The sequence below is a fragment of the Azorhizobium caulinodans ORS 571 genome (genome assembly GCF_000010525.1).
Lineage (GTDB): Bacteria > Pseudomonadota > Alphaproteobacteria > Rhizobiales > Xanthobacteraceae > Azorhizobium > Azorhizobium caulinodans.
The window spans coordinates 4,512,627-4,533,549 of record NC_009937.1 but is presented as its reverse complement, the minus strand read 5'-3'; the positions used below and the strand labels follow the sequence as shown (position 1 = coordinate 4,533,549).

Genomic DNA, 20,923 nt, shown 5'->3' with positions numbered 1-20,923 from the left:
TAGGGATTCGCCGGGCCGAGGGCCAGAGGCCAGCCTTTGCATCCCCCAATCCATGGACAAGGCGTAAAAAACTACTACCAATCAGCCCGGTACCTGCCGGGGGGCTTCATGTTCGGTTTCCTGTCCATCCGCTCCAAGGTTCTGGCCATGCTGCTCATCTGCGGCATCGGCTGTCTGGTGGCGGCGAGCCTTGTCGCCATGCGCAGCGGAACCACGACGCTGAAGTCCAGCATCTTCGACCAGCTCACCACCCTGCGCACCGCCAAGGCGGCGCAGGTGGTCAACTGGTTCCAGGACGTCTCGGACGACTTTAGCGACATCTCGCAGGATGCCTCGACCATTGCCGGCATACAGGCCTTCTCGGCCGCCTACCTGCGGGCCGGCGTCGGCGCGTCCGCGACGCCCACGCCGGAGCTCGATGCCTATTACAAGGACAAGTTCCTGCCCTCGTTCGCCATGCTCGTGGATGCGCCGCTGGTGCCGCGCGGCTTTCTGCCGGCGAGCCCGGCCGCCCTGCGGCTTCAGGCCGCCTATGTGACGCGCAACGCCAATCCGGTGGGCACGGAGGGCGTGTCGCGGGAGGATACCGGCCAGCCGGCGGACTCCGGCCTTGCCGCCTATGACGATGCGGTGGCGCGCTTCCAGCCCTTCTTCCGCCGGGCCGTGGAAACTCACGCGCTGGAAGACATCCTGCTGGTGGACACCCGGAGCGGCACCATCGTCTATACGGTGGCCAAGCGGACCGATCTCGGCGCCAGCCTGAAGAGCGGGTCCCTCTCCACCTCCGGCGCCGCCCGCGCCTTCAGCCGCGTGATCGAGGGCGGCGGGGTGCCCGGCCATACGGTGCTGGAGGACTTCTCCGCTTATATTCCCGCGGGCCTGCGCCCCTCCGCCTTCATCGCGGCGCCGGTCTTTTCGGACGGCAATCTCGTGGGCGTTGTCATCGGCGTGCTGTCGGTCAAGCAGATCAACGCGCTCATGACCAACGACCGGCATTGGGAAGAGGCCGGGCTGGGACGCACGGGCGAGGTCTATCTCGTCGGCGTCAACGAGCTGCTGATGCGCTCGCCCTCGCGCTTCCTGATCCAGGACCCGGCGGCCTATTTCAAGGCGCTGGAGGCCACCGGCGTGAGTTCGGAGACGCTCGCGCGCATCAGGCATTTCGACTCGCCCATCATGGCCCAGAAGGTCAGCACGGAGGCGACGCGCGAGGGCCAGAAGGGACGCTCCGACACCCAGATCGTGGCCGATTACCGGGGCGTCTCCACCCTGAGCTCCTGGGGGCCGGTGGCGGTGCAGGGCCTGCACTGGATCGTGGTCGCCCAGCAGGACGAGGCGGAGGCGCTGGCGCCAGTGGACGGCCTGCGCCACTCCATCCTGGTGGTGGCGGCGCTGGCGGCGGTCATCCTCACCGCCATCTCGGTGGCGCTCGCCAGCGTATTCACCCGCCCCATCCAGGCGGTGCTCGCCGGCGTCAACACGCTGGCGGCGGGCGACGAGAGCGTGCGCATTCCGGTGAAGGGGCGCGATGAATTCGCCGACCTCGCCCGCGCCTTCAACGCCATGGCCAACGAGATCGCCGAGCGCTCCGCCCGCATCGAGCAGAAGACGGTCGAGTACGAGCAACTGCTGCGCAATTTCTATCCCGACCTCATCGCCGACCGCATCCGCAATGGCGAGGGCGCCTTCTCCGAGCATGTGCGCAACGTCTGCGTGGTGGTCCTCATCATCGAGGGTTTCGAGGGGCTGGTGCGGGGCGGCAGCGGCGAGACGCTGGAGCGCGTCAATGCCGTGGTGGGCGATCTGGACGAGCTGTGCACCGCCGGCGGGCTGGAGAAGATCCGCACCATCGGCGAAACCTATATGGCCGCCTGCGGCCTCTCGACGCCGCGCCTCGACGCCGCCCAGCGGGGCCTTGCCTTCGTGGAGCAGGTGAGCGGTGCGCTCGACCGCCTGTCGCGGGTCTATGAGGTCGAACTCTCGGTCCGCGCCGGCGTCGCGCTCGGCGACGTGGAGGTGGGCATCGTCGGCCGCCACCGCATGCTTTACGACGTGTGGGGCGCCACCATGCTGGAAGCCCGGCGCATCGTCTTCGACGCCGAGCCGGGCACCGTGCGGGTGACGGAGGCGGTCTTCCAGCAGTTGAGCGTGCGCGAGGGCTTCGAGCCCAAGGCGGAGATCACGCTGTTCGATGACACGCCGGTCGCCACGTGGCAGCGCCCGGCCGCGCCTGCGCCCGCCGCCGAGAGCCGGTGAGGCGGCGATGCTCAGCGCGCAGATCGCCCAAGAGGTGCCGTGGACGATCCTGATCGTCCTCGGCTTTCCGCTCCTCACGGTTCTTCTCATCGAGCTGACGCGGCGTTTCGCCGGGCCGGACTCGGCGGCGCGCCGGCCGATCAAGGCACTGCAGATGATCGTGGTGCCGGCAGGCGCCGTCTGGATCATCGTCCACGAACTGCTGCACTTGCCGCCCGAGGGCCTGACGGTGAAGATCGTGGACACGGCGGTGGGCATCCTGCTGCTGCACGCCGTCTTCACCATCCTCCAGAGCCTCATCATCGCCTTCAGCGAGACCGTGGGGCGCCTGCCGGCACCGCGCCTGTTCTATGAGCTCGGCTCGTCCGCGGTGGTGGCCATCGGCGCGGCCATCATCGTGTCCACCATCTGGGACGTGGACCTCGGCAGCCTGCTCGGGGCGCTCGGCATCGGCTCGGTGGTGCTGGGCCTCGCGCTTCAGAACGTCATCGGCGGGCTCGTGGCGGGCGTGATCGTCTTCTCCGGCCGCCACTTCAATCTCGGCGATTGGCTGCAGATCGACGGCACGCCGGCCAAGGTGGTGCAGATCGACTGGCGGGCCATCACGGTGGAGACCCTCTCCGGGGAGCGCATCGTGGTGCCGAGCGCCAACATGTCCAGCGCTTCGCTTCGCATCACCCGCGCCCGGCAGTCGGTGTCGGTCGCAACCGACGTGTCCCTGCCGCCCGGCACCGCGCCGGCGGAAGCCAAGGCCCTCCTGCTGGAGGCGGCACGGGACGTGCCGCAATTGCTCGACGCCAATGCCGTTGCCTGCCGCGTCAAGCAACTGGGCGGCACGGCCATCGTCTATGGCGTGTCCTTCCCGGTGGCCGATGCCAGCCAGGTGGTGAAGGCGCGCGACGCCTTCCTGCACCGGCTCTGGTACGTCGGCCAGCGCCACGGCGTCTCCGTGGCCGAGGGCGTGAGCGCGGAAGAGCTTTATGGCACCGACACCCCGCAGACCCGTCTTGCGGCGCTCGCCGGCACCGGCGCTTTCGGTGCGGTGAGCGACGACCTGCGTGTCGTGGCGGTGGACGCGCGCCTGCGCCTCTATGCGGCGGGCGAGATCATCCTGCGGGCGGGGGAGGCGGCCCCCTATTTCCTGGTGCTGCTGTCCGGCGCGGCGCGGGTGAGCCTGCCGGCCGGCGGGGTGGTGGAGCGCCTCGCGGATGGCGCGCTCTATGCCACCCGTGATGCCTTCCGCGGCACGCCCTCGTCCGTGGAGGTTCTCGCGGAGAGCGAGGTTCATCTGCTGGAAGTGCCGGTGACCGCCATGGAGCGCCTGCTGGAGCGCCACCCGGCGCTGGCCCAGAGGGTGGACATGATCGTCGAGGCGCGCACCGCCGCGCTCGCCGACTCGCTGGCAGGCAACGGCGGCGCGGCCGCTTAAGACTCTCTTCACCAGCTTCGCAGGCCGAAGCGGAGCGGCGACACTTCCTTTGCCTTTGGAAGCCTTACTCGCTGCAAGGCGGGACGACCCCCTCCCGTCCGCAATGAGGAGAGTTCCATGAAGACCCGCATCATCGCGGCCTTGGCCGCGACGCTGGCGGCGAGCCCCGTGGCGGCAGCCGATCTCAGCTACGGCAACAGCTATGGCTATGCACCGGCGGCGGCCGCGCCTGCCTCCTGGACCGGATTCTACGTCGGCGGAAACATCGGCTACGGCTGGGGCTCGGCGGGCGCCGATTCCCCGAAGGGATTCCTGGGCGGCCTGCAGGCCGGCTACAATCTTCAGATGGCCGGATCGCCCATCGTGCTCGGTCTCGAGACCGACTTCGACTGGGCCGGCATGAACGACGGCAATTACAGCCAAGACTATATCGGCACGGTGCGGGCCCGCGCGGGCTTCGCCTTCGACCGCGTCCTCATCTACGGCACCGCCGGCTTCGCCTATGGCAAGGGCTCCTACCAGGTGTTCGGTCTCAGCAACAGCCAGACCTCCTACGGCTGGGCTCTGGGTGCCGGTGCGGAATATGCAATCGACCGCAATTGGAGCGCGCGTGCAGAATATATGTACGTCGATCTAGGCAACTCGACCTATGGCACCTGGGTCGGCCCCACCAACGTGAGCTATGACACAAGCGTTCTTCGCGCAGGTGTGAACTATCGTTTCTAGTCTCTTAACGTCAGTCGACGCCGCGGAAATCTTGAAAACAGAAGGCTTTTTTCGTGGCGTCGGCTGCAATTGTGTCGCGATCTGGAACCCCTGCCGCAATTTTGCCGTGCTTTCAAAAGGAGGTGTTGCGCTAGGGTGACAGACGGGGCGGCGAACCCGATGTATGGTCCGCCTCACTGGTTCTTCGTCGAAAAACACAAAAGGTGTTCCCATGTTGAAGCGCGCTCTCGCCGGGGTGTCGGCCCTGGCTCTCCTCGGCTGCGGCGCCGCCTCTGCGGCTGACCTCGCCACCAAGTACCCCGTCAAGGCCATTGCGCCGGTCGTGCCCGTGTTCTCCTGGACCGGCTTCTACATCGGCGCCAACGTCGGTTACGCCTGGGGCTCCACGGACTTCCACGGCAACACCCGCACGGGCCTGCCCTACAGCTACTCCGTCGGCGGTCAGGACGACTGGCTGGGCGGTGGCCAGATCGGCTACAACTACCAGTTCGCCAACAACGTCGTGGTCGGCATCGAAGCTGACATCGACTGGACCGGCATCGGCAGCTCCGGCGTCGCCGTGAACGGCCCGCTCGCCGGCCAGACGATCAACGGCTCGCTCGACTACTTCGGCACCGTCCGCGCCCGTCTCGGCTACGCCTTCGACAAGTTCCTGCCCTACATCACCGGTGGTGCGGCTTGGGGCCATGTCGACTACGGCAACATCTACGGTGTCGGCACCTCCTCCACGAACTGGGGCTGGACCATCGGCGCGGGCTTCGAGTACGCCGTCACCAACAACATCACGGCTGGCCTCGAGTACCTGTACGTGGATCTGGGTGGCAACAACTACCTGTTCCCGAACCTGACCTCGCTGGACACCTCGTTCAACATGAGCGTCCTGCGCGCTCGCGTGAACTACAAGTTCTGATCCGGACCTTTCCGGTGACGAGAACCCCGGGCGAAAGCCCGGGGTTTTTTATTGCCCCGACTCTGCCGCATTTGGTCCTCGCTTTCCCCGGGGCGCGCCGGAGGTTCCCTGGCTGCCGTAAGGTGCTGCCACCCCTTTCGGCCGATATGCAACAGGTGTTGCCGATATCGCGCGCCTTACCTCTCGGGTCCGCTATCTAAGGCACCGCCACGTCCGCGCTGCCGCTATTCGGCCATCTGCCCCCTGCCATCGCTTTGCCCACACCGTGCCATGCCCTCGCCCGTCTCGCGGGCGATACGAAGGGAAATGGGTTTTCAAGTGAAGGGTAGAGCGTGATGAAATCGGTTCTGGTCACGGGAGCGCTGGCGAGCCTGCTGTTCGCTGCGCCCGCCATGGCGGCCGATCTGTCCCGGCCGGCCCCCGCGATGCCGGCGAGCGCCGTGAGTGCGCCGCCGGTCTTCTCCTGGACGGGATTCTATATCGGCGCCAACACCGGCTATGCGTGGGGCTCGGGCAAGGGCAGCGCGGATGCGCTCGGCCTCGATCCCGACGGATGGTTCGGCGGCGGTCAGGTCGGCTACAACTACCAGTTCCAGAACAACATGCTGGTGGGCCTCGAGGCGGACGTGCAGGGCGGCGGCATCAGCGCCGGCAACGGCCCGGTGTCCAGCAAGCTCGAATCCTTCGGCACCGTCCGCGCCCGTCTGGGGTATGCGGTGGACCGCGTGCTGCCCTATGTCACCGGCGGCTTTGCCTGGGGCAACAACAAGATCACCGACTTCGGCACGAGCCAGTCCCAGACCCTCACGGGCTGGACGGTGGGCGGCGGCGTGGAATACGCCCTCACCAACAATTGGACCGCCCGCGCCGAGTATCTCTACACCGATCTCGGCAAGGCCGATTACAAGGCGCTCGGCGAGGCCGGGGTCGCCGCGTCAACGGCGCGGCTCGGCGTCAACTACAAGTTCTGACGCATCGGAACAGCACGCGGGCAGGTCCCGCGTCCGGCGCGACGGGGGTCGTGATGAGGGGGCGTGGCGCGAGCCGCGCCCCTTTTGCTTTCCCGCAGGATCCGGCCCGCTTGTGGCGGCGCGGTAACACGCGGACGTAATTCTTGAACGGCGAAACGTCGCGGAATTGATGTGGCGCCTCGCTTTGGCCCGCCCCCCCATGATAGGAGCGCAGCCGAAGTTCAGTAGGCAAGAGGGCTGAAATGGCTCGTGATTCGGCGGCCTCCGTGGCGCGTCCCCTTCGCGTCGGCGTCACCGGCATTGGCATCATGGGCTCCAACCACGCCCGCGTTCTGGCGGAACTGCCAGGTGCGGAGCTGGTGGCGGTGGCCGATCCGGACACGGCGCAGGCCGGCCGCGTGGCCGAGGTGCTCGGCTGTCAGGCGGTGAGCGATCATCACGGTCTGCTGGAACTGGGTCTCGATGCGGTGATCGTCGCCGCCCCGACCCATCTCCACCATTCCGTGGCGCTCGATGTCATCAATGCCGGCTGCTCGGTGCTGGTGGAAAAGCCGGTGGCCTCCACCGTGGAGCAGGGGCGCGAGATCGTTGCCGCCGCCAGGGCCAAGGGCGTGACGCTCATGGTCGGCCATGTGGAGCGCTTCAATCCCGCCGTGCAGGCGGTGAAGAAGGCCATCGAGGGCGAGGAACTCCTCTCCATCGCCATCACCCGCGTCGGTCCGTTCCCGCCGCGCATGTCGAACGTGGGCGTGGTCATCGACCTCGCCGTGCATGACATCGACCTCATCCGCTGGTTCACCGGCTCGGACATCGTCGAGGTGCAGCCGCAGACCTCCAGCGCCATGGCCGAGCGCGAGGACATCGCGTTGCTCCAGTTCCGCACCGCCTCCGGCGTGCTGGCCCATATCAACACCAACTGGCTGACGCCCTTCAAGGCGCGCACGGTGCATGTGGCCACCCGCAAGAAATACGTCATCGGTGACCTGCTGACCCGGCAGGTGACCGAGTGCTTCGACTATCGCCCGGACGGCTCCTATTCCATGCGCCATCTTCCCGTGGCCTATGCGGAGCCCCTGCGCACCGAACTCACGCACTTCCTCGATGCGGTCCGCACGGGCGGCACGCCGCCGGTGTCGGGCGAGGAGGGCGTTGCGAGCCTGGAGATCGCCATCTCCTGCCTCACCGAGCGGGTGGAGGCGGCCGCCCGCGCCAAGGTGCGGCGCGCCGGCTGAGGCCGGGCGCCTTCATACCAGACGCGGGGCCTTCGGCTCCGCTTGTCCATGCCGATCGCCCCGCGCCTCTGCGCGCGGCCTGCCAGGAACGTGTGCCCATGACCTCGACCGCTGCCCAGCTTCATCCGGCGCCGGCTTTCGCCCAGCCCATCCCCTTCATCGACCTCGCCGCCCAGAAAGCCCGTCTCGGACCGAAGGTGGACCAGGCGGTGCAGGCGGTGCTGGACAGCTGCCGCTTCGTGAACGGGCCGGAAGTGACGAAGTTCGAGGCCGAGCTCGCCGCCTTCGCCGGCGCCAAATATGCGGTCTCGTGCTCCAGCGGCACGGATGCGCTGGCCATGCTGCTGATGGCCTGGGGCATCGGCGCGGGCGATGCGGTCTTCTGCCCGGCCTTCACCTTCTGCGCCACCGCCGAAGTGGTGCCGTGGGTGGGCGCGACCCCGGTGTTCGTGGACGTGAAGGCGGATACCTTCAACATGGACCCGGCGAGCCTTGAGCAGGCCATTGCGGTCGCCAAGGAAAAGGGCCTCACCCCCAAGGTGGTGATCCCGGTCGATCTGTTCGGCCAGCCGGCCGACTATGACGCGATCCTGCCGATCGCCGCCCGGCACGGCCTCAAGGTGCTGTGCGACACCGCGCAGGGCTTCGGCGGCACCTGGAACAACAAGCGCACCGGCTCCATCGGCGATGCCACCGCCACCTCCTTCTTCCCGGCAAAGCCGCTCGGCTGCTACGGCGACGGCGGTGCCATCCTCACCGACGATGCCGACCTCGTTGCCGTGCTCAAGAGCGTGCGCGAGCACGGCCAGGGCGTGGACAAGTATGAGAATGTCCGCATCGGCATGACCGCGCGCCTCGACACCATCCAGGCGGCGGTGCTGCTGGAGAAGCTCGCCATCTTCGAGGACGAGATCGCCGCCCGCGAAAAGGTCGCCCGCCGCTACAATGAGGCGCTCGCCGACATCGCCACCGTGCCCTTCGTCGATCCGCGCGCTTCCTCCGTGTGGGCGCAGTACACGCTGCGCTTCGCTCCCGGCGTGCGCGATGCGCTGGCGAAGGCGCTTCAGGCGGAGGGCATTCCCACCGCCGTCTATTACCGCATCGCTATGCACCGCCAGCCGGCCTATGCGCAGTATCCGGCCGCTGCCGATAGCCTGCCGGTGGCCGAGGGTCTCTGCGCCGAGGTCATCAGCCTGCCCATGCACGCCTATCTCGATGAGGCGACGCAGGACAAGATCATCGCCGCCGTGCGTCGCGCCGTCGGCAAGTGATTTCCGCCGCCGAAGGCGGGTAGGACGAGGTTCAGGGGCGCCGCGAGAGATCGCGGCGCCCTTTTCGTTTCTCCCGTGCAACGTCGGGCGGGCGTGTTTGCCGATTCCGGTTTGCGGCTTTTGGCTCTACAAGTCGGGGCATGAGCGCGACCGCCGAGCGCCAGCCAGAGAGGTGGCGGGGGCGGGCGGTCTCCCTCAGGTTGAAGCAGCGGCAGGACGTGCGGGTGGTGGAGCAGGACGTGACGGGCGCAGCCCGAGGTGGGAAGGGCAACGCCGCGGCGCGCGCCCTCAAGGTTCTTCTCTTCCTCATTCTCGTGGCGCTGGTCCTTGTGCTGGTCGCGCTCCAGCAGCGGGCCCTCGGCGGCTATGGCGCGGAGATGTCCGCCGACAATGCGGACGAGGCGAGCCACTTCATCAGCGGCCTGATGATCGCGGATTATCTGCGCAGCGGCCTCTCCCAGCATCCGCTCGCCTTCGCCACCGACTATTATCTGCACCTGCCGAAGGTGGCGATCGGCCACTGGCCGCCGCTCTATTATCTCGCGGAGGCCGGTCTCTTCCTCGCCTTGCCGCCCACGACGCCGGTGGCGCTGCTCCTGCCGGCGCTGCTCGCGGCGCTGCTGGTCGTGACCACGGGATGGGTGGCGGCGCGCGCGCTTGGGCCGCTTCAGGGCGTGGCGGTGGGCGTGGTGCTGCTCGCCGCGCCGCTGCTGCGGCAAGCGATGCTGGTGATCCAGCTCGACCTGCCCGTCGCCTTTCTGGCCCTGCTGGCGACGCTCGCCTATGCGCGCTTCCTGCGCACGCAGCGGGTTGGGCCGGCGGCACTCTTCGGCCTCATCGCCTCGATTGCGATCCTCACCAAGGGCACCGCCGCCGCGCTGGCGCTGCTGCCGCCGCTGGTGGTGCTGCTCGGCGGGCGTTTCCGCCTGATGCTGCGCTGGGGCTTCTGGGTGCCGCTGCCCATAGTGCTTGTGCTCGCCGGCCCCTGGACGGTGATGACCGCGAAGATGGCGGCGAACGGCTTCCAGTATGAGGCGGGCGTGGACTTTATCGATCTCGCCATTGCCACTTATGCGGACGGCCTTTCGGCGGCACTCGGCGGCCTGCTCCTGCTGCTGGCCGGCGTCGGCATGCTGCTCGCTGTGGTCCGGAGCTGGCGGGGACGGGCGCAGGCGGATCTCTGGGTGGCGCTGGTGGCCCTGGCGGTCGCCTTCTTCGTCTTCCACTGCCTCATGCCGTCGGGCCTCGACCCGCGCTACATGCTCCCCGTGGTGGCGCCGCTCATCCTGCTTGCGGCCTATGGCGCGACGGGGCTGCTCGGGATGCTGACCACCGGCTGGCCGACGCTCAAGGGGCTCGTGGCGGCTCTCGTGCTGCTCATCGGGGCCCTGCCGGCGCTCATGACACCGGTGGAGAAGCGCCCCATCGGCATGGGCGCGGCCGCCGAAGCCTTCCTTGCGGGACGTCCGGACAATCCGCTGGTGCTGGTGGGGTCCGATGCCATGGGGGAGGGGGCCTTCATCTCCACCATCGGCCAGCAGGACCGTGCCCGGCGCATCATCGTTCTGCGTGGAACCAAGATGCTGGCGCGCACCGACTGGAACGCAACCTCCTATCGGCCGTTGGCCAAGGATGCGGCGGATCTCCTGCGGCAGCTCGATGCGGTGGGCGTCGGCCATGTGGTCGTCGATACCTCGGCGGCTGCGCAGGCGCTCCCGCACGACCGGCAGCTCGAGGAGGCCATCGCGGCCTTCCCAGAGCGCTTCCGGCTGATCGCCAGCTATCCGCGTGCGGACGCGCGGGGCGAGGTCCGGCTTTACGAGCTCACGGGCAACGGCGACCGGACGCCGGACATGAAGGATCTTGCGGCCCGCATCATGGCTGACAAGGCGAACTGAAACCGCAACAGGCGGAAGGAGAAGCCAGATGGGTCGGATGGTGGATGGGGTCTGGCACGGACAGGAAGATTTCCCCACCGACGCGGGCGGTCGCTTCACCCGGCCCGATTCCGTGCTGCGGCACTGGGTGACGGCGGACGGCAGCCCCGGCCCCATGGGCGCGGGTGGCTTCAAGGCCGAGCCGGGCCGCTACCATCTCTATATCGCCCGCGCCTGCCCCTGGGCGCACCGGGCGATGATCTTCCGGACCCTGAAAGGTCTGGAGGACGCCATCTCCTTTTCCGTCACCCACTGGCTGATGGCGGAGGAGGGGTGGACCTTCCATCCCGGCCCGGGCGTGATCCCCGATCCCAACGAGGGCGTGACCCGCATGCACGAGCTCTATGCGCGCTCGGATGCTGCTTATAGCGGCCGCGTGACCGTGCCGGTGCTATGGGACAAACAGACCCGGCAGATCGTCAATAACGAATCCGCCGACATCATCCGCATGCTGAATTCCGCCTTCGATGGCGTCGGCGCCAAGCCCGGCGACTATTATCCGGCCGAGCTGCGGGCGGAGATCGATGCGGTGAACGACCGCGTCTACAAGACGCTGAACAACGGCGTTTATCGCTGCGGCTTTGCCACCACGCAGGCGGCCTATGAGGAAGCGCTGGCGCCTTTGTTCGAGACGCTGGACTGGCTGGAGGAGCGCCTGTCCCGCCAGCCCTATCTCATGGGCGACCGGCAGACGGAGGCGGACTGGCGGCTCTGGACGACGCTGCTGCGCTTCGATCTCGTCTATGTGGGCCACTTCAAGTGCAACGTGCGCCGCATCGTCGATTATCCGGCGCTCTGGGCCTATACGCGCGCGCTCTATCAGGTGCCGGGCATCGCCGAGACCGTCGATGTCTTCCACATCAAGCACCATTATTACGAGAGCCACCGGGGCATTAACCCGCGCGGCATCGTGCCGGTGGGGCCGGAGGTGGATTTCACCGCACCCGTGGAACGCCCGGCCGCTTGACGGGGCGGGCGGCGCCTCCCACAAGGCGCCATGCGCGCGCTGAAGGATTATTCGCTGAAGGAATGGGTGGCGGCCGAGCCGCTGTTCCATCGCTTGCGGCGGGCGCGCAACGTGCTCGTGGACCGCGCCTATCGCCGCCGCACCGCGCCCGGGCAGGCGGAGCTGGTGGCGCGCCTGCGCGAGAGCCGGGCCCCTGCGCTCGCCTTCACCATCGCTTTCAACCTGCCCGAGGCCATCGCCCTGCTGGCGGACGGCATGGACCGCTTCGCCCCCGGCATTCCGCTGGTGGTGTGCGACAATTCCAGCAAGCCGGAGGCCCGCGTCGCCATCGCCGCCTTGTGCGCCGCGCGCGGGCTTCCTTATTGCCCGCTGCCGCCGTCACCCTTTAAGGGGGCGCGCAACGGTTCGCGCTCCCATGGCGTGGCGCTGAACTGGGTGCTGCACAGCCTCATCCGGCCCGTGGCGCCGAAAGTCTTCGCGCTGCTGGATCATGACCTCGTGCCGCTGGCCCCGGTGGACCTTCCTGGCCTCGTCGCCCGTCAGCCGGCCTATGGCATGGTGCGGCACGGAGATCGCTTCGGCGGCTGGTATCTGTGGCCCGGCTACAGCGTCTTCGATCTCGACGCGCTCGGCCATCTGCCGCTCGATTTCGGCACCGATACGCCGCTGACGCTGGACACCGGCGGGCAGAACTGGGGCGTGCTCTACCGCACGCTTGATCCCGCGCAGCTCGAACGCGCCACCACCCGCACCGCCTGGATCGCCGATCCCGCCACGGGAACGCCCGAGCCCTATCTGCTGGCCGATGCTTGGCTGCATGTGGGCGGCGCCGGTCATCGCGGCGGGGGGGCGCGGGCGCTCGCCACCGTGCGCGCGGCCTATGATGCGGACCCGGAGGGGCTTCTCGCCCGGTTGCTGGAAACGGCGACGGACTGATCTCAGGCGCCCACGCGGCCAATAAAAAAGCCGCCGGGCGAACCCGGCGGCTGAAATCGTCAGAAGGAAACGGCGCCTCACTCGGCGGCGGTCGCCTTGGCCTTCTTCGCGCGGTCGTCGGTGCGCTCGGCGATACGGGCGGACTTGCCGCGACGGTCGCGCAGGTAATAGAGCTTGGCGCGACGCACCTTACCGCGACGCACCACCTTGATGCTGTCGATCAGCGGCGAGTAGATCGGGAACACGCGCTCCACGCCCTCGCCGTAGGAAATCTTGCGGACCACGAAGTTCTCGTTGAGGCCGCCGCCGTTGCGGGCGATGCACACGCCCTCATAGGCCTGAACGCGGGTGCGCTCGCCTTCAACCACCTTCACGTTGACGATGACGGTGTCGCCGGGCTGGAATTCCGGGATCGTCTTGGTTTCGGAAAGGCGGGCGGCCTGTTCGGCCTCAAGCTGCTGAATGATGTTCATTGTCGCCAACCTCTAGCAGCGCTTCGGGAATAAGCCGTCTCCGGCCGTGCCCCGGCGCCACATCGTGTCGTTGTAAGTTAAGGGACGCGCTCACATACAGGAGAAAGGGGCAGATGTCATGCCCTTTCCTTCATGGCAGCGTCATCTTCCCCACCGGACGCGGCGCGCAGCCTCACTTTTCCGCCTTGGCGAGAAGGTCCGGCCGGCGCTCGCGGGTGACGGCGAGCGCCTGCGCCCGGCGCCAGGCGGCGATCTTGGCGTGATCACCGGAGGTGAGAACCTCGGGGATGCTAGCGCCCTCGAAGAGCTGCGGGCGGGTGTATTGGGGATATTCGAGCAGGCCGTCGGAGAAGCTCTCCTCCGCTCCGCTCTCGGTCTTGCCCATGACGCCGGGGATCAGCCGCACGCAGGCATCCAGCGTCAGCAGAGCCGCTGCCTCGCCGCCGGAGAGCACCACGTCGCCCACGCACACTTCTTCCAGATTGCGGCCGGGGATGATGCGCTCGTCCACCCCCTCGAACCGCCCGCAGAGGATGACGGCACCGGGCCCCGCGGCGAGGTCGCGCACGCGCGCCTGCGTCAGCGGGCGCCCGCGCGGGGTCATGAGCAGGCGGGGGCGGGGATCGTCCGGCGGAGAGACGGCGTCGATGGCGCGGGCGAGCACATCGGCCCGCATCACCATGCCGAGCCCGCCGCCGGCCGGCGTGTCGTCCACCGAGCGGTGCTTGTCCAGCGCATGGTCGCGAATCTGCACCGCCTCCAGCGCCCACAGCCCGTTGGCCAGCGCGCGGCCGGCCAGCGCATGGCCGAGCGGCCCCGGAAACATCTCGGGATAGAGGGTGAGGACGGTGGCGCGGAAGGTCATGGCGCAGGAATGGGGGAGCCTGCCCGTGCCGTCAACTTGACGGCGGGCAGGCTCAGGCCTGATCGGCGTCCTCGGGCGGAGTCTCGTCGGGATTGGTGTCAGGCACCACCACGATGCGTCCGCCGGGCACGTCCACCACCGGCACGGCGGCCTTGGTGAAGGGCAGCAGCAGCGTGCGCCCGCCGCCTTCGGGCGTGTATTCGAGCACGTCGCCGGCGCCGAAATCGTGCATGGCCAGCACCGTGCCGAGCAGCGCGCCGCTCTGATCCTCGACCCGGAGGCCCATGAGATCAGCGTGGTAGAAGGTGTCCTCGTCCTCAGCCGCGGGCAGGGCGTCACGGGGCACGAAGAGGTCGGTATTGGTCAGGGCCTCGGCCGCGTTGCGGTCGGCGATGCCCTCGAGCCTGGCGACGAAATGATCCTTGGCCGCCCGCAGGGACTGGACCTTGAAGCGGCGGGCGCCGCTCTCGTCGGTCAGCGGATAGCGCTTCAGCGCCAGCGGGTCTTCGCCGAAGGCGAACAGGCGCACCTCGCCCTTCACGCCATGGGGCGCACCGATGCGGGCGATGAGAATGCGATCTGTCATGGAATGCGGATACCGAAAATGCGAACCGGCCTCGGGTGAGGCGGGGGATCTGAAGCGTCAACTTTGCCGCCGGCGCGACAGGCTCCCTCTCCCGCTTGCGGGGGAGGGATGGGGAGGGGGCAGAGGCGCGACCGAAGCCGTACCCACCCCCTCGGCCGAAATCACTCGGCGGAAGCGGCCTCGGAGGCCTCGGCAGCCTTGGCGGCACGCTCGGCGGCGCGCTCCTGAGCCTTCTTGCCGGGCTCGGCCTTCTTCGGGTTGTTGCGGGCCTCACGCTTCAGCAGGCCGGCGGCGTCGAGGAAGCGGGCCACGCGGTCGGTGGGCTGGGCGCCCTTCTCGAGCCAGGCCTTGGCCTTCTCGGTGTCGAGCGTCACGCGCTCGGCGGCGTCCTTGGCCAGCAGCGGGTTGAAGGTGCCGATCTTCTCGATGAAGCGGCCATCGCGCGGGGAGCGGGCGTCGGCCACAACGATGCGGTAGTAGGGACGCTTCTTGGCGCCGCCGCGGGCGAGACGGATCTTGAGGGACATGGGACTTTCCTTTCAGTGTCTTCGTGTTCGTGTGTCTTGATTTCAATCGGCCGACCGCTGATCCCCATGGGAGCAAGCGGCGGGCGTCATTTCTTCTTCGGGCCGCCGAGGCCGGGCAGGCCGGGGAAGCCCTTGGGCAGGCCCGGAGGCAGGCCCTTTCCGAGGCCGGGCAGGCCACCGGGGAAGGTCGGGGGGAGGCCGCCGCCACCGGGCAGGCCGCCCGGCATCTTCTCGGCCATCTGCTGGAGCATTTCCGGCGAGGGGCCGCCGGCCCCCATGCCCATCATGCTGGCGAGACCGGCGAGCGGACCGCGCTTGCCGGCGGCCCCGCCCATGGCCTTCATCACGTCCGCCATCTGGCGGTGCATCTTGATGAGGCGGTTGATCTCCTCGACCTTGGTGCCAGAGCCGGAGGCGATGCGCTTCTTGCGCGAGGCGTCGAGCACCTTCGGATTGCGCCGCTCCTGCCGGGTCATGGAATTGATGATGGCGACCTGGCGCTTGAACACCTTGTCGTCGAGATTGGCAGCGGCGATCTGGTTCTTCACCTTGGCGATGCCGGGCAGCATCCCCATCAGGCCGCCCATGCCGCCCATCTTCTGCATCTGGAAGAGCTGGTCGCGCAGGTCTTCCAGATCGAAGACGCCCTTGCGCATCCGCTCGGCGGTGGCCTTGGCCTTCTCGATGTCGAGATTCTCGGCGGCCTTCTCCACGAGGGCCACCACGTCGCCCATGCCGAGGATACGGCCGGCGACCCGCTGGGGATCGAAATCCTCCAGCCCGTCCATCTTCTCGCCCGTGCCCAGCAGCTTGATGGGCTTGCCGGTGACCGCGCGCATGGAGAGCGCGGCGCCGCCGCGCCCGTCGCCGTCGGCGCGGGTCAGCACGATGCCGGTGATGGAGACGCGGCTGTCGAAGGCTTTCGCGGTGTTCACCGCGTCCTGGCCGGTGAGGCTGTCGGCCACCAGCAGCACTTCGTGCGGGTTGGTGATGGCCTTCACCTCGGCCACTTCCGCCATCAGCGCTTCATCCAGCGTGACGCGGCCGGCGGTGTCGAGGATCACCACGTCGTAATTGCCGAAGCGGGCGGCATCCATGGCCCGCTTGGCGATCTGCACGGCGCTCTGGCCGGGCACGATGGGAAGGGTGTTCACCTCCACCTGCGTGCCCAGCGTCGCCAGCTGCTCCATGGCCGCCGGGCGGCGGGTGTCGAGCGAGGCCATGAGCACGCGGCGGTTGCCGCGCTCGGTCAGGCGCTTGGCGATCTTGGCGGTGGTGGTGGTCTTGCCCGAGCCCTGGAGGCCGACCATGAGGATCGGGACGGGGGCGGGCGCATTGAGGTCGATGGGATCGGCGTCGGAGCCCAGCGTCTCCACCAGCACGTCATGGACGATCTTCACGACCATCTGGCCGGGGGTCACCGACTTGATGACCTCGACGCCCACGGCGCGCTGGCGCACCTTGTCCGTGAAGGAGCGCACCACGTCGAGGGCGACGTCCGCCTCGATCAGCGCCCGCCGGACCTCGCGCATGGCCTCGCCGACGTCGGCCTCGGTGAGAGCGCCGCGCCGCTTCAGCTTGTCGAGTATGCCGCCAAGGCGGTCTGAAAGGCTGTCGAACATGGGTCCGTCCTGATCACTCCGGCCGGGACCGGAGTTGGGGTTCGCAAGGTCGGCGGCTGGCCCGCCGGGTCTTGTCTCTCTGCTGCGCCACAGATGGGGTATGATCCCAACGGCGCAACGAGAAACGCGCCCGAGGGCGCAACGCGCTGTCGGGCGGTGACCTCCGGACCCTCGGTCCGGTCGGCGGATCGGCGATGCCGTCCTCTTGAAGCGCGAGCCCTTAGCACTGAAAATGTGCCGAGGCAATTTAAACGTGCCGTCCGGCCACGCCGAGGGCAGCGATGCTGGCGCAAGCCTAGGGCTCTAGAACCGGCATGGAATATGCGGGCCGTGCCGTCCCGCGTGCCCGCCTTCGCCATCGTGAGAGGCCCGATGACGTCCGCCACAGGTTTGCTGTCCCGCCGCGATTTCCTGGCCGGTGCCGCCGCGCTCCCGCTTGCTGCGGGCGGGCTCGGCCGGGCGATGGCGACGCCCCTCAATGCGCCCTTCAGCGTTGGCGCCTTCCGGATCATGCCCATTCTCGACGGCCCCTTCGGTCTCACACCGGCCCTGATTCCCGATGCCGATTCCGTGGAGGGCGAGAAGCTGGTGGAGCGGGCGGGCCTGCCCAAGCTCGGCCCCTGGCCGCAGCCGGTGAACGTCTTCGCCATCAATCGCGGCGACCGATTCTATGTGGTGGACGCGGGTGCCGGGGCGACGCTGGGGCCTGATCTCGGCAAGGCCGCAGAGCGCCTTGCCGCTGTCGGCGTGCCGCCCGAGCGGGTCAACGCGCTGCTCATGACCCATCTCCATGCCGACCATGCGGGCGGCCTGATGAAGGCGGACGGCACGGCCCTGTTCCCCAATGCGGAACTGGTGGTGCAGCAGATGGAGGTGGCTTTCTGGAGCGACGACGGCGCCATGTCGCGCATGCCGACCTCCATGGAGCCCATGTTCATGATCGCCCGCAAGGCGCTGGAGGCCTACAAGGGCCGCGTGCGCACGGTGAACGGCAGCGGTGAGGCGGTGCCGGGCATCACCTTCGTGCCGCTGCCCGGGCACACGCCGGGCCATGCGGGCTTCCTGCTGGCGGATGGCAAGGAGCAGTTCCTCATCTTTGCCGACACCATCCATTCCGCTTTGCTGCAATTCCCCCATCCCGCCTGGACGGTGGTGTTCGACGTGGACGCCTCGCTTGCCGCCGCCACCCGCCGGGGGATTCTCGACCGGCTGGTGATCGACAAGATCGGCGTCACCGGCTCTCATATTCCCGACCGGGGCCGGATCATCGCCCGGCAGGCGGGTTACGTACTGGTGGATTGAGGGGCCGCGGCGGCCCCCTACGCGGGGCACGCATGGCATCACGTTTCTTCCTGACGGCTCTCCTTGGCCTTCTCGCCTTCGCGTCCGCTTCCGCACAGGAGGCGGCGGTGACGGTGCACAACGAGAGCGTGCCGACGCTCTGCGCCGAGACGGACAATGTGGCGCTCACCTTCGCCGCGCCGGGCATCAGCCGCCTGCGCATTGCCGCCGTCCATCCCGCTTACATCGGCACGCTGTCCGTGGACCGCATGGCGCCGGACTTCACCGCCTGCGACATGAGCAAGGATCCCGCCGTGCCGGCGGTGCCGAAGCGCGTGACCTTCTTCGAGACGCCCGACCTCTGGCTCACCGGCTACACTTTCCCCTCCTTCTGGCGGCCGGCTGCCGTGCCGTTCCGCGTCGGCGACAAGGTGGTGGAGGGGCTGCATCTGGTGCAACTCTGGGTGCGCCAGCAGGACCGGGCGGAGGAGGTGCTGGTGGTCTATCCCCCGGACGGCTATTGGCGCGCCCGCCCGCTCTCGCCGAGCCATCTGCCGATGACGGGCTATGGCTCGTCCTTCCTCGTCGGCCCGGTGGAGACCGAGGGGCGGCCGCTGGTGAAGCTGAAGGAGATCGCCTTCGATCCGGCCACGCGCATCTTCACGCTCACCTTCGCGGGCGGCGGCACCGCGCGGATGCATCTCGCGACTCTGGACCGCGAGCAACTGGCGCTGGACGTGACCTTCGATCGGCCGGTGGCGGGCGCGCCCTTCGCGGCGCTGCGCTCCATGTATGTGACCGAGTTCAACGCCGACGTGGCGCGGCTTGCCTGGAAGGCGCCGGGCGAGAAGGGCTGGGGCGAGGCGCCGGTGATGACCTATCCCGGCGGACTGGCCAGCGAACTCTGGGCGGGCCGCCTCGTGCCTTCCCGCCACAACACGAGCGCCCCCGACATGGTGTTCGGCCCGTTCGGCACGAAGTGAGGCCGAAGCGGGCGGTGCTGGGCGGGACCGGAGCGTGATTTCTTCTGCCGTCCGCCCCTCCTGACCGTGCCTGCCCCCTCCCAACCCTCCCCCGCAAGCGGGAGAGGACTTTCCCGCCGGCAGTTCAGGAGCATCGCCTCAGCCAGCGCGACAGGCCCCCGTCCCGTTTGCGGGTGAGGGCAGGGGAGGGGGCAAGCGAGCGATCGAAGGGGAGCAGGCGCGGGAAAGAGCGGCGGACGGTCTCAAAACAGGCCCGGAAACGAAAAGAGGCGGCGCGTGGGCCGCGCCGCCTCTTTCATCGAGCGAAACCGCGTGGGGCTCAGACGCCGCCGATGCAGATGTACTTGATGTTCAGATAGTCGTCGCAGCCGTACTTGGAGCCCTCGCGGCCGACGCCGCTCTCCTTCACGCCGCCGAACGGGGCCACCTCGGTGGTGATGACGCCGGCATTGACGCCCACCTGCCCATATTCCAGCGCCTCGGAGACGCGGAAGGCGCGGCCGAGATCCTTGGTGAAGAAGTAGCAAGCGAGGCCATATTCGGTGCTGTTGGCATAGCGAACGACCTCCTCCTCGGTCTCGAACTTGAAGAGGGGCGCCATGGGGCCGAAGATTTCCTCACGGGCAAAGCCCATGTCCTGCGTCGCATTGGCGATGACAGTGGGCTCGAAGAAGGTGAGGCCGAGCGGGCTGCGCTTGCCGCCGGTGACGATGGTGCCGCCCTTGTCGGTGGCGTCCTTGAGCAGGCGTTCCACCTTGGCGACCGCCTTCTCCTCGATCAGCGGGCCGGCGACCACGCCGTCGTCGAAGCCGTTGCCGATCTTGAGCTTGCGCACCGCTTCCGCGAACTTCTCGGCGAAGGCGTCATGGATGCCGGCCTGCACATAGATGCGGTTGGCGCACACGCAGGTCTGGCCGGAGTTGCGGAACTTGGAGGCGATGGCGCCTTCCACCGCCGCATCGAGATCGGCATCGTCGAACACGATGAAGGGGGCGTTGCCGCCCAACTCCATGGAGATCTTCTTCATGGTGTCGGCGGACTGCTTCATCAGCAGCTTGCCCACCGGCGTGGAGCCGGTGAAGGTCACCTTCTTCACGATGGGGTTGGAGGTCATCTCCAGCCCGATCTCCTTGGCATCGCCGGTGACGATGTTCACGCAGCCGGCGGGGATGCCCGCCATTTCCGCCAGCACGCCCCAGGCAAGGCCGGAATAGGGGGTGAGTTCGGCCGGCTTCGCCACCACCGTGCAGCCGGCGGCGAGCGCAGCACCCACCTTGCGGGCGAGCATGGAGGAGGGGAAGTTCCAGGGGGTGATGGCGGCCACCACGCCTACCGGCTCCTTGGTCACCATGATGCGGCGGCCGGCCCACGGGGAGGGGATGGTGTCGCCGTAAAGGCGGCGGGCTTCCTCGGCGAACCAGCGCACATAAGCGGCGGAGGCGCCGACCTCGCCCTTGGCTTCGGCGAAGGGCTTGCCCTGCTCGGTGGTGAGCAGGCGCGCAAGATCATCCTGGTTGGCGAGGATGATGTCGGCCAGCTTGTGCAGGGCGCTGGCGCGCTCGGCGGCGGTCTTGGCGCGCCAGATCTTGAAGGCGTCAGCGGCGGCCTCGATGGCGCGGCGGGTCTCGGCACGGCCGGCCTGCGGAATGGTGCCGATGATGGCGCCGGTGGCCGGGTTGTTGACCTCGATGGTCGCGCCGCTGTCCGCGTCGACCCAGGCGCCGCCGATGAGGTTCTGCTCGCGCTGGAAGGGGAGCGGCTGCGCGGCGGGGGAAGACTGGGAAGCGGTCTGGGCGGCCATCGGCATCTCCTGTGCGGCCGGCTGGCACGACGGGCTCCACCGGCGGAACACCGCGCGCGCCCGTGGCGGGCCGCGCGAATACCGCTGTCATATAGGGAAACGGCTGCCCCGTGCGAGGGGGCAAGCGGAGTTTCTTTGGGCGGGATCTAT

The 20,923-nt window shown here is 68.3% G+C and carries 18 protein-coding genes; 12 read left to right on the top strand and 6 right to left on the bottom strand.

The features are described 5' to 3' along the window. Nucleotides 1–108: 108 nt before the first annotated feature. The 10 genes from AZC_RS20345 (at nt 109) to AZC_RS20300 (ending at nt 12,635) form a co-directional block, all read left to right on the top strand. Nucleotides 109–2,256, top strand: a complete 2,148-nt coding sequence (locus AZC_RS20345; RefSeq protein ID WP_043879647.1) for an adenylate/guanylate cyclase domain-containing protein — start codon at nt 109–111, stop codon at nt 2,254–2,256. Nucleotides 2,257–2,263: 7 nt separating this feature from the next. Next, nucleotides 2,264–3,685, top strand: a complete 1,422-nt coding sequence (locus AZC_RS20340) for a mechanosensitive ion channel family protein (RefSeq protein WP_012172484.1) — start codon at nt 2,264–2,266, stop codon at nt 3,683–3,685. 117 nt (nt 3,686–3,802) lie between these two features. Next, nucleotides 3,803–4,411, top strand: a complete 609-nt coding sequence (locus AZC_RS20335; RefSeq protein WP_012172483.1) for an outer membrane protein — start codon at nt 3,803–3,805, stop codon at nt 4,409–4,411. A gap of 211 nt (nt 4,412–4,622) precedes the next feature. Continuing rightward, nucleotides 4,623–5,321 carry an outer membrane protein gene (locus tag AZC_RS20330; protein ID WP_012172482.1) on the top strand — a complete coding sequence of 233 codons (699 nt, stop codon included), beginning with the start codon at nt 4,623–4,625 and terminating at the stop codon, nt 5,319–5,321. Nucleotides 5,322–5,656: 335 nt separating this feature from the next. Further along, entirely contained in the window at nt 5,657–6,292 is a 636-nt protein-coding gene (locus tag AZC_RS20325; protein WP_043879646.1) for an outer membrane protein, read from the top strand. 242 nt (nt 6,293–6,534) lie between these two features. Beyond that, on the top strand, nt 6,535–7,524 hold the full coding sequence (locus tag AZC_RS20320) for a Gfo/Idh/MocA family protein (RefSeq protein ID WP_012172480.1): 990 nt from the start codon (nt 6,535–6,537) through the stop codon (nt 7,522–7,524). Nucleotides 7,525–7,622: 98 nt separating this feature from the next. Then, entirely contained in the window at nt 7,623–8,795 is a 1,173-nt protein-coding gene (locus tag AZC_RS20315) for a DegT/DnrJ/EryC1/StrS family aminotransferase (RefSeq protein WP_043879645.1), read from the top strand. 140 nt (nt 8,796–8,935) lie between these two features. Then, entirely contained in the window at nt 8,936–10,693 is a 1,758-nt protein-coding gene (locus tag AZC_RS20310; RefSeq protein ID WP_012172478.1) for an ArnT family glycosyltransferase, read from the top strand. Between the two features lie 28 nt (nt 10,694–10,721). Next, the gene (locus AZC_RS20305) at nt 10,722–11,699 is read left to right on the top strand and encodes a glutathione S-transferase family protein (protein ID WP_012172477.1); all 978 of its coding nucleotides are present in this window, start codon (nt 10,722–10,724) and stop codon (nt 11,697–11,699) included. A 30-nt stretch (nt 11,700–11,729) separates the two neighbouring features. Then, nucleotides 11,730–12,635, top strand: coding sequence for a hypothetical protein (locus AZC_RS20300; protein WP_012172476.1), 906 nt, complete (start codon nt 11,730–11,732; stop codon nt 12,633–12,635). Between the two features lie 77 nt (nt 12,636–12,712). Here AZC_RS20300 and rplS read toward each other — a convergent pair whose 3' ends face one another. The 5 genes from rplS to ffh all read right to left on the bottom strand — a co-directional run bounded on the left by rplS (nt 12,713) and on the right by ffh (nt 16,708). Then, entirely contained in the window at nt 12,713–13,108 is a 396-nt protein-coding gene (gene rplS, locus AZC_RS20295) for a 50S ribosomal protein L19 (protein WP_012172475.1), read from the bottom strand. A gap of 172 nt (nt 13,109–13,280) precedes the next feature. Then, on the bottom strand, nt 13,281–13,973 hold the full coding sequence (trmD, locus tag AZC_RS20290) for a tRNA (guanosine(37)-N1)-methyltransferase TrmD (RefSeq protein ID WP_012172474.1): 693 nt from the start codon (nt 13,971–13,973) through the stop codon (nt 13,281–13,283). 52 nt (nt 13,974–14,025) lie between these two features. Continuing rightward, nucleotides 14,026–14,559, bottom strand: a complete 534-nt coding sequence (gene rimM, locus AZC_RS20285; RefSeq protein WP_012172473.1) for a ribosome maturation factor RimM — start codon at nt 14,557–14,559, stop codon at nt 14,026–14,028. Between the two features lie 161 nt (nt 14,560–14,720). Next, nucleotides 14,721–15,086, bottom strand: coding sequence for a 30S ribosomal protein S16 (rpsP, locus tag AZC_RS20280; RefSeq protein WP_012172472.1), 366 nt, complete (start codon nt 15,084–15,086; stop codon nt 14,721–14,723). 86 nt (nt 15,087–15,172) lie between these two features. Next, nucleotides 15,173–16,708 (bottom strand): signal recognition particle protein, encoded by a 1,536-nt coding sequence (gene ffh, locus AZC_RS20275; protein ID WP_012172471.1) that lies wholly within the window; start codon nt 16,706–16,708, stop codon nt 15,173–15,175. A gap of 372 nt (nt 16,709–17,080) precedes the next feature. Here ffh and AZC_RS20270 point away from each other — a divergent pair, with 372 nt between their 5' ends. Beyond that, on the top strand, nt 17,081–18,010 hold the full coding sequence (locus AZC_RS20270; protein WP_043880563.1) for an MBL fold metallo-hydrolase: 930 nt from the start codon (nt 17,081–17,083) through the stop codon (nt 18,008–18,010). A gap of 32 nt (nt 18,011–18,042) precedes the next feature. Then, nucleotides 18,043–18,972, top strand: coding sequence for a hypothetical protein (locus AZC_RS20265; protein ID WP_043879643.1), 930 nt, complete (start codon nt 18,043–18,045; stop codon nt 18,970–18,972). 319 nt (nt 18,973–19,291) lie between these two features. On the opposite strand, the gene AZC_RS20260 is transcribed toward AZC_RS20265, so the two are convergent. Further along, nucleotides 19,292–20,773, bottom strand: a complete 1,482-nt coding sequence (locus AZC_RS20260; protein WP_043879642.1) for an NAD-dependent succinate-semialdehyde dehydrogenase — start codon at nt 20,771–20,773, stop codon at nt 19,292–19,294. Nucleotides 20,774–20,923: the final 150 nt, after the last annotated feature.

Bases quoted from the DNA above. Each gene is read 5' to 3' on its own strand.
- AZC_RS20340 (WP_012172484.1), top strand. From the start codon at position 2,264: ATGCTCAGCGCGCAGATCGCCCAAGAGGTGCCGTGGACGATCCTGATC.
- AZC_RS20260 (WP_043879642.1), bottom strand. From the start codon at position 20,773: ATGGCCGCCCAGACCGCTTCCCAGTCTTCCCCCGCCGCGCAGCCGCTC.
- AZC_RS20300 (WP_012172476.1), top strand. From the start codon at position 11,730: ATGCGCGCGCTGAAGGATTATTCGCTGAAGGAATGGGTGGCGGCCGAG.
- AZC_RS20325 (WP_043879646.1), top strand. From the start codon at position 5,657: ATGAAATCGGTTCTGGTCACGGGAGCGCTGGCGAGCCTGCTGTTCGCT.
- AZC_RS20335 (WP_012172483.1), top strand. From the start codon at position 3,803: ATGAAGACCCGCATCATCGCGGCCTTGGCCGCGACGCTGGCGGCGAGC.
- AZC_RS20270 (WP_043880563.1), top strand. From the start codon at position 17,081: ATGACGTCCGCCACAGGTTTGCTGTCCCGCCGCGATTTCCTGGCCGGT.
- AZC_RS20310 (WP_012172478.1), top strand. From the start codon at position 8,936: ATGAGCGCGACCGCCGAGCGCCAGCCAGAGAGGTGGCGGGGGCGGGCG.
- rplS (WP_012172475.1), bottom strand. From the start codon at position 13,108: ATGAACATCATTCAGCAGCTTGAGGCCGAACAGGCCGCCCGCCTTTCC.
- AZC_RS20320 (WP_012172480.1), top strand. From the start codon at position 6,535: ATGGCTCGTGATTCGGCGGCCTCCGTGGCGCGTCCCCTTCGCGTCGGC.
- ffh (WP_012172471.1), bottom strand. From the start codon at position 16,708: ATGTTCGACAGCCTTTCAGACCGCCTTGGCGGCATACTCGACAAGCTG.
- rimM (WP_012172473.1), bottom strand. From the start codon at position 14,559: ATGACAGATCGCATTCTCATCGCCCGCATCGGTGCGCCCCATGGCGTG.
- AZC_RS20305 (WP_012172477.1), top strand. From the start codon at position 10,722: ATGGGTCGGATGGTGGATGGGGTCTGGCACGGACAGGAAGATTTCCCC.
- AZC_RS20330 (WP_012172482.1), top strand. From the start codon at position 4,623: ATGTTGAAGCGCGCTCTCGCCGGGGTGTCGGCCCTGGCTCTCCTCGGC.
- trmD (WP_012172474.1), bottom strand. From the start codon at position 13,973: ATGACCTTCCGCGCCACCGTCCTCACCCTCTATCCCGAGATGTTTCCG.
- AZC_RS20345 (WP_043879647.1), top strand. From the start codon at position 109: ATGTTCGGTTTCCTGTCCATCCGCTCCAAGGTTCTGGCCATGCTGCTC.
- rpsP (WP_012172472.1), bottom strand. From the start codon at position 15,086: ATGTCCCTCAAGATCCGTCTCGCCCGCGGCGGCGCCAAGAAGCGTCCC.
- AZC_RS20265 (WP_043879643.1), top strand. From the start codon at position 18,043: ATGGCATCACGTTTCTTCCTGACGGCTCTCCTTGGCCTTCTCGCCTTC.
- AZC_RS20315 (WP_043879645.1), top strand. From the start codon at position 7,623: ATGACCTCGACCGCTGCCCAGCTTCATCCGGCGCCGGCTTTCGCCCAG.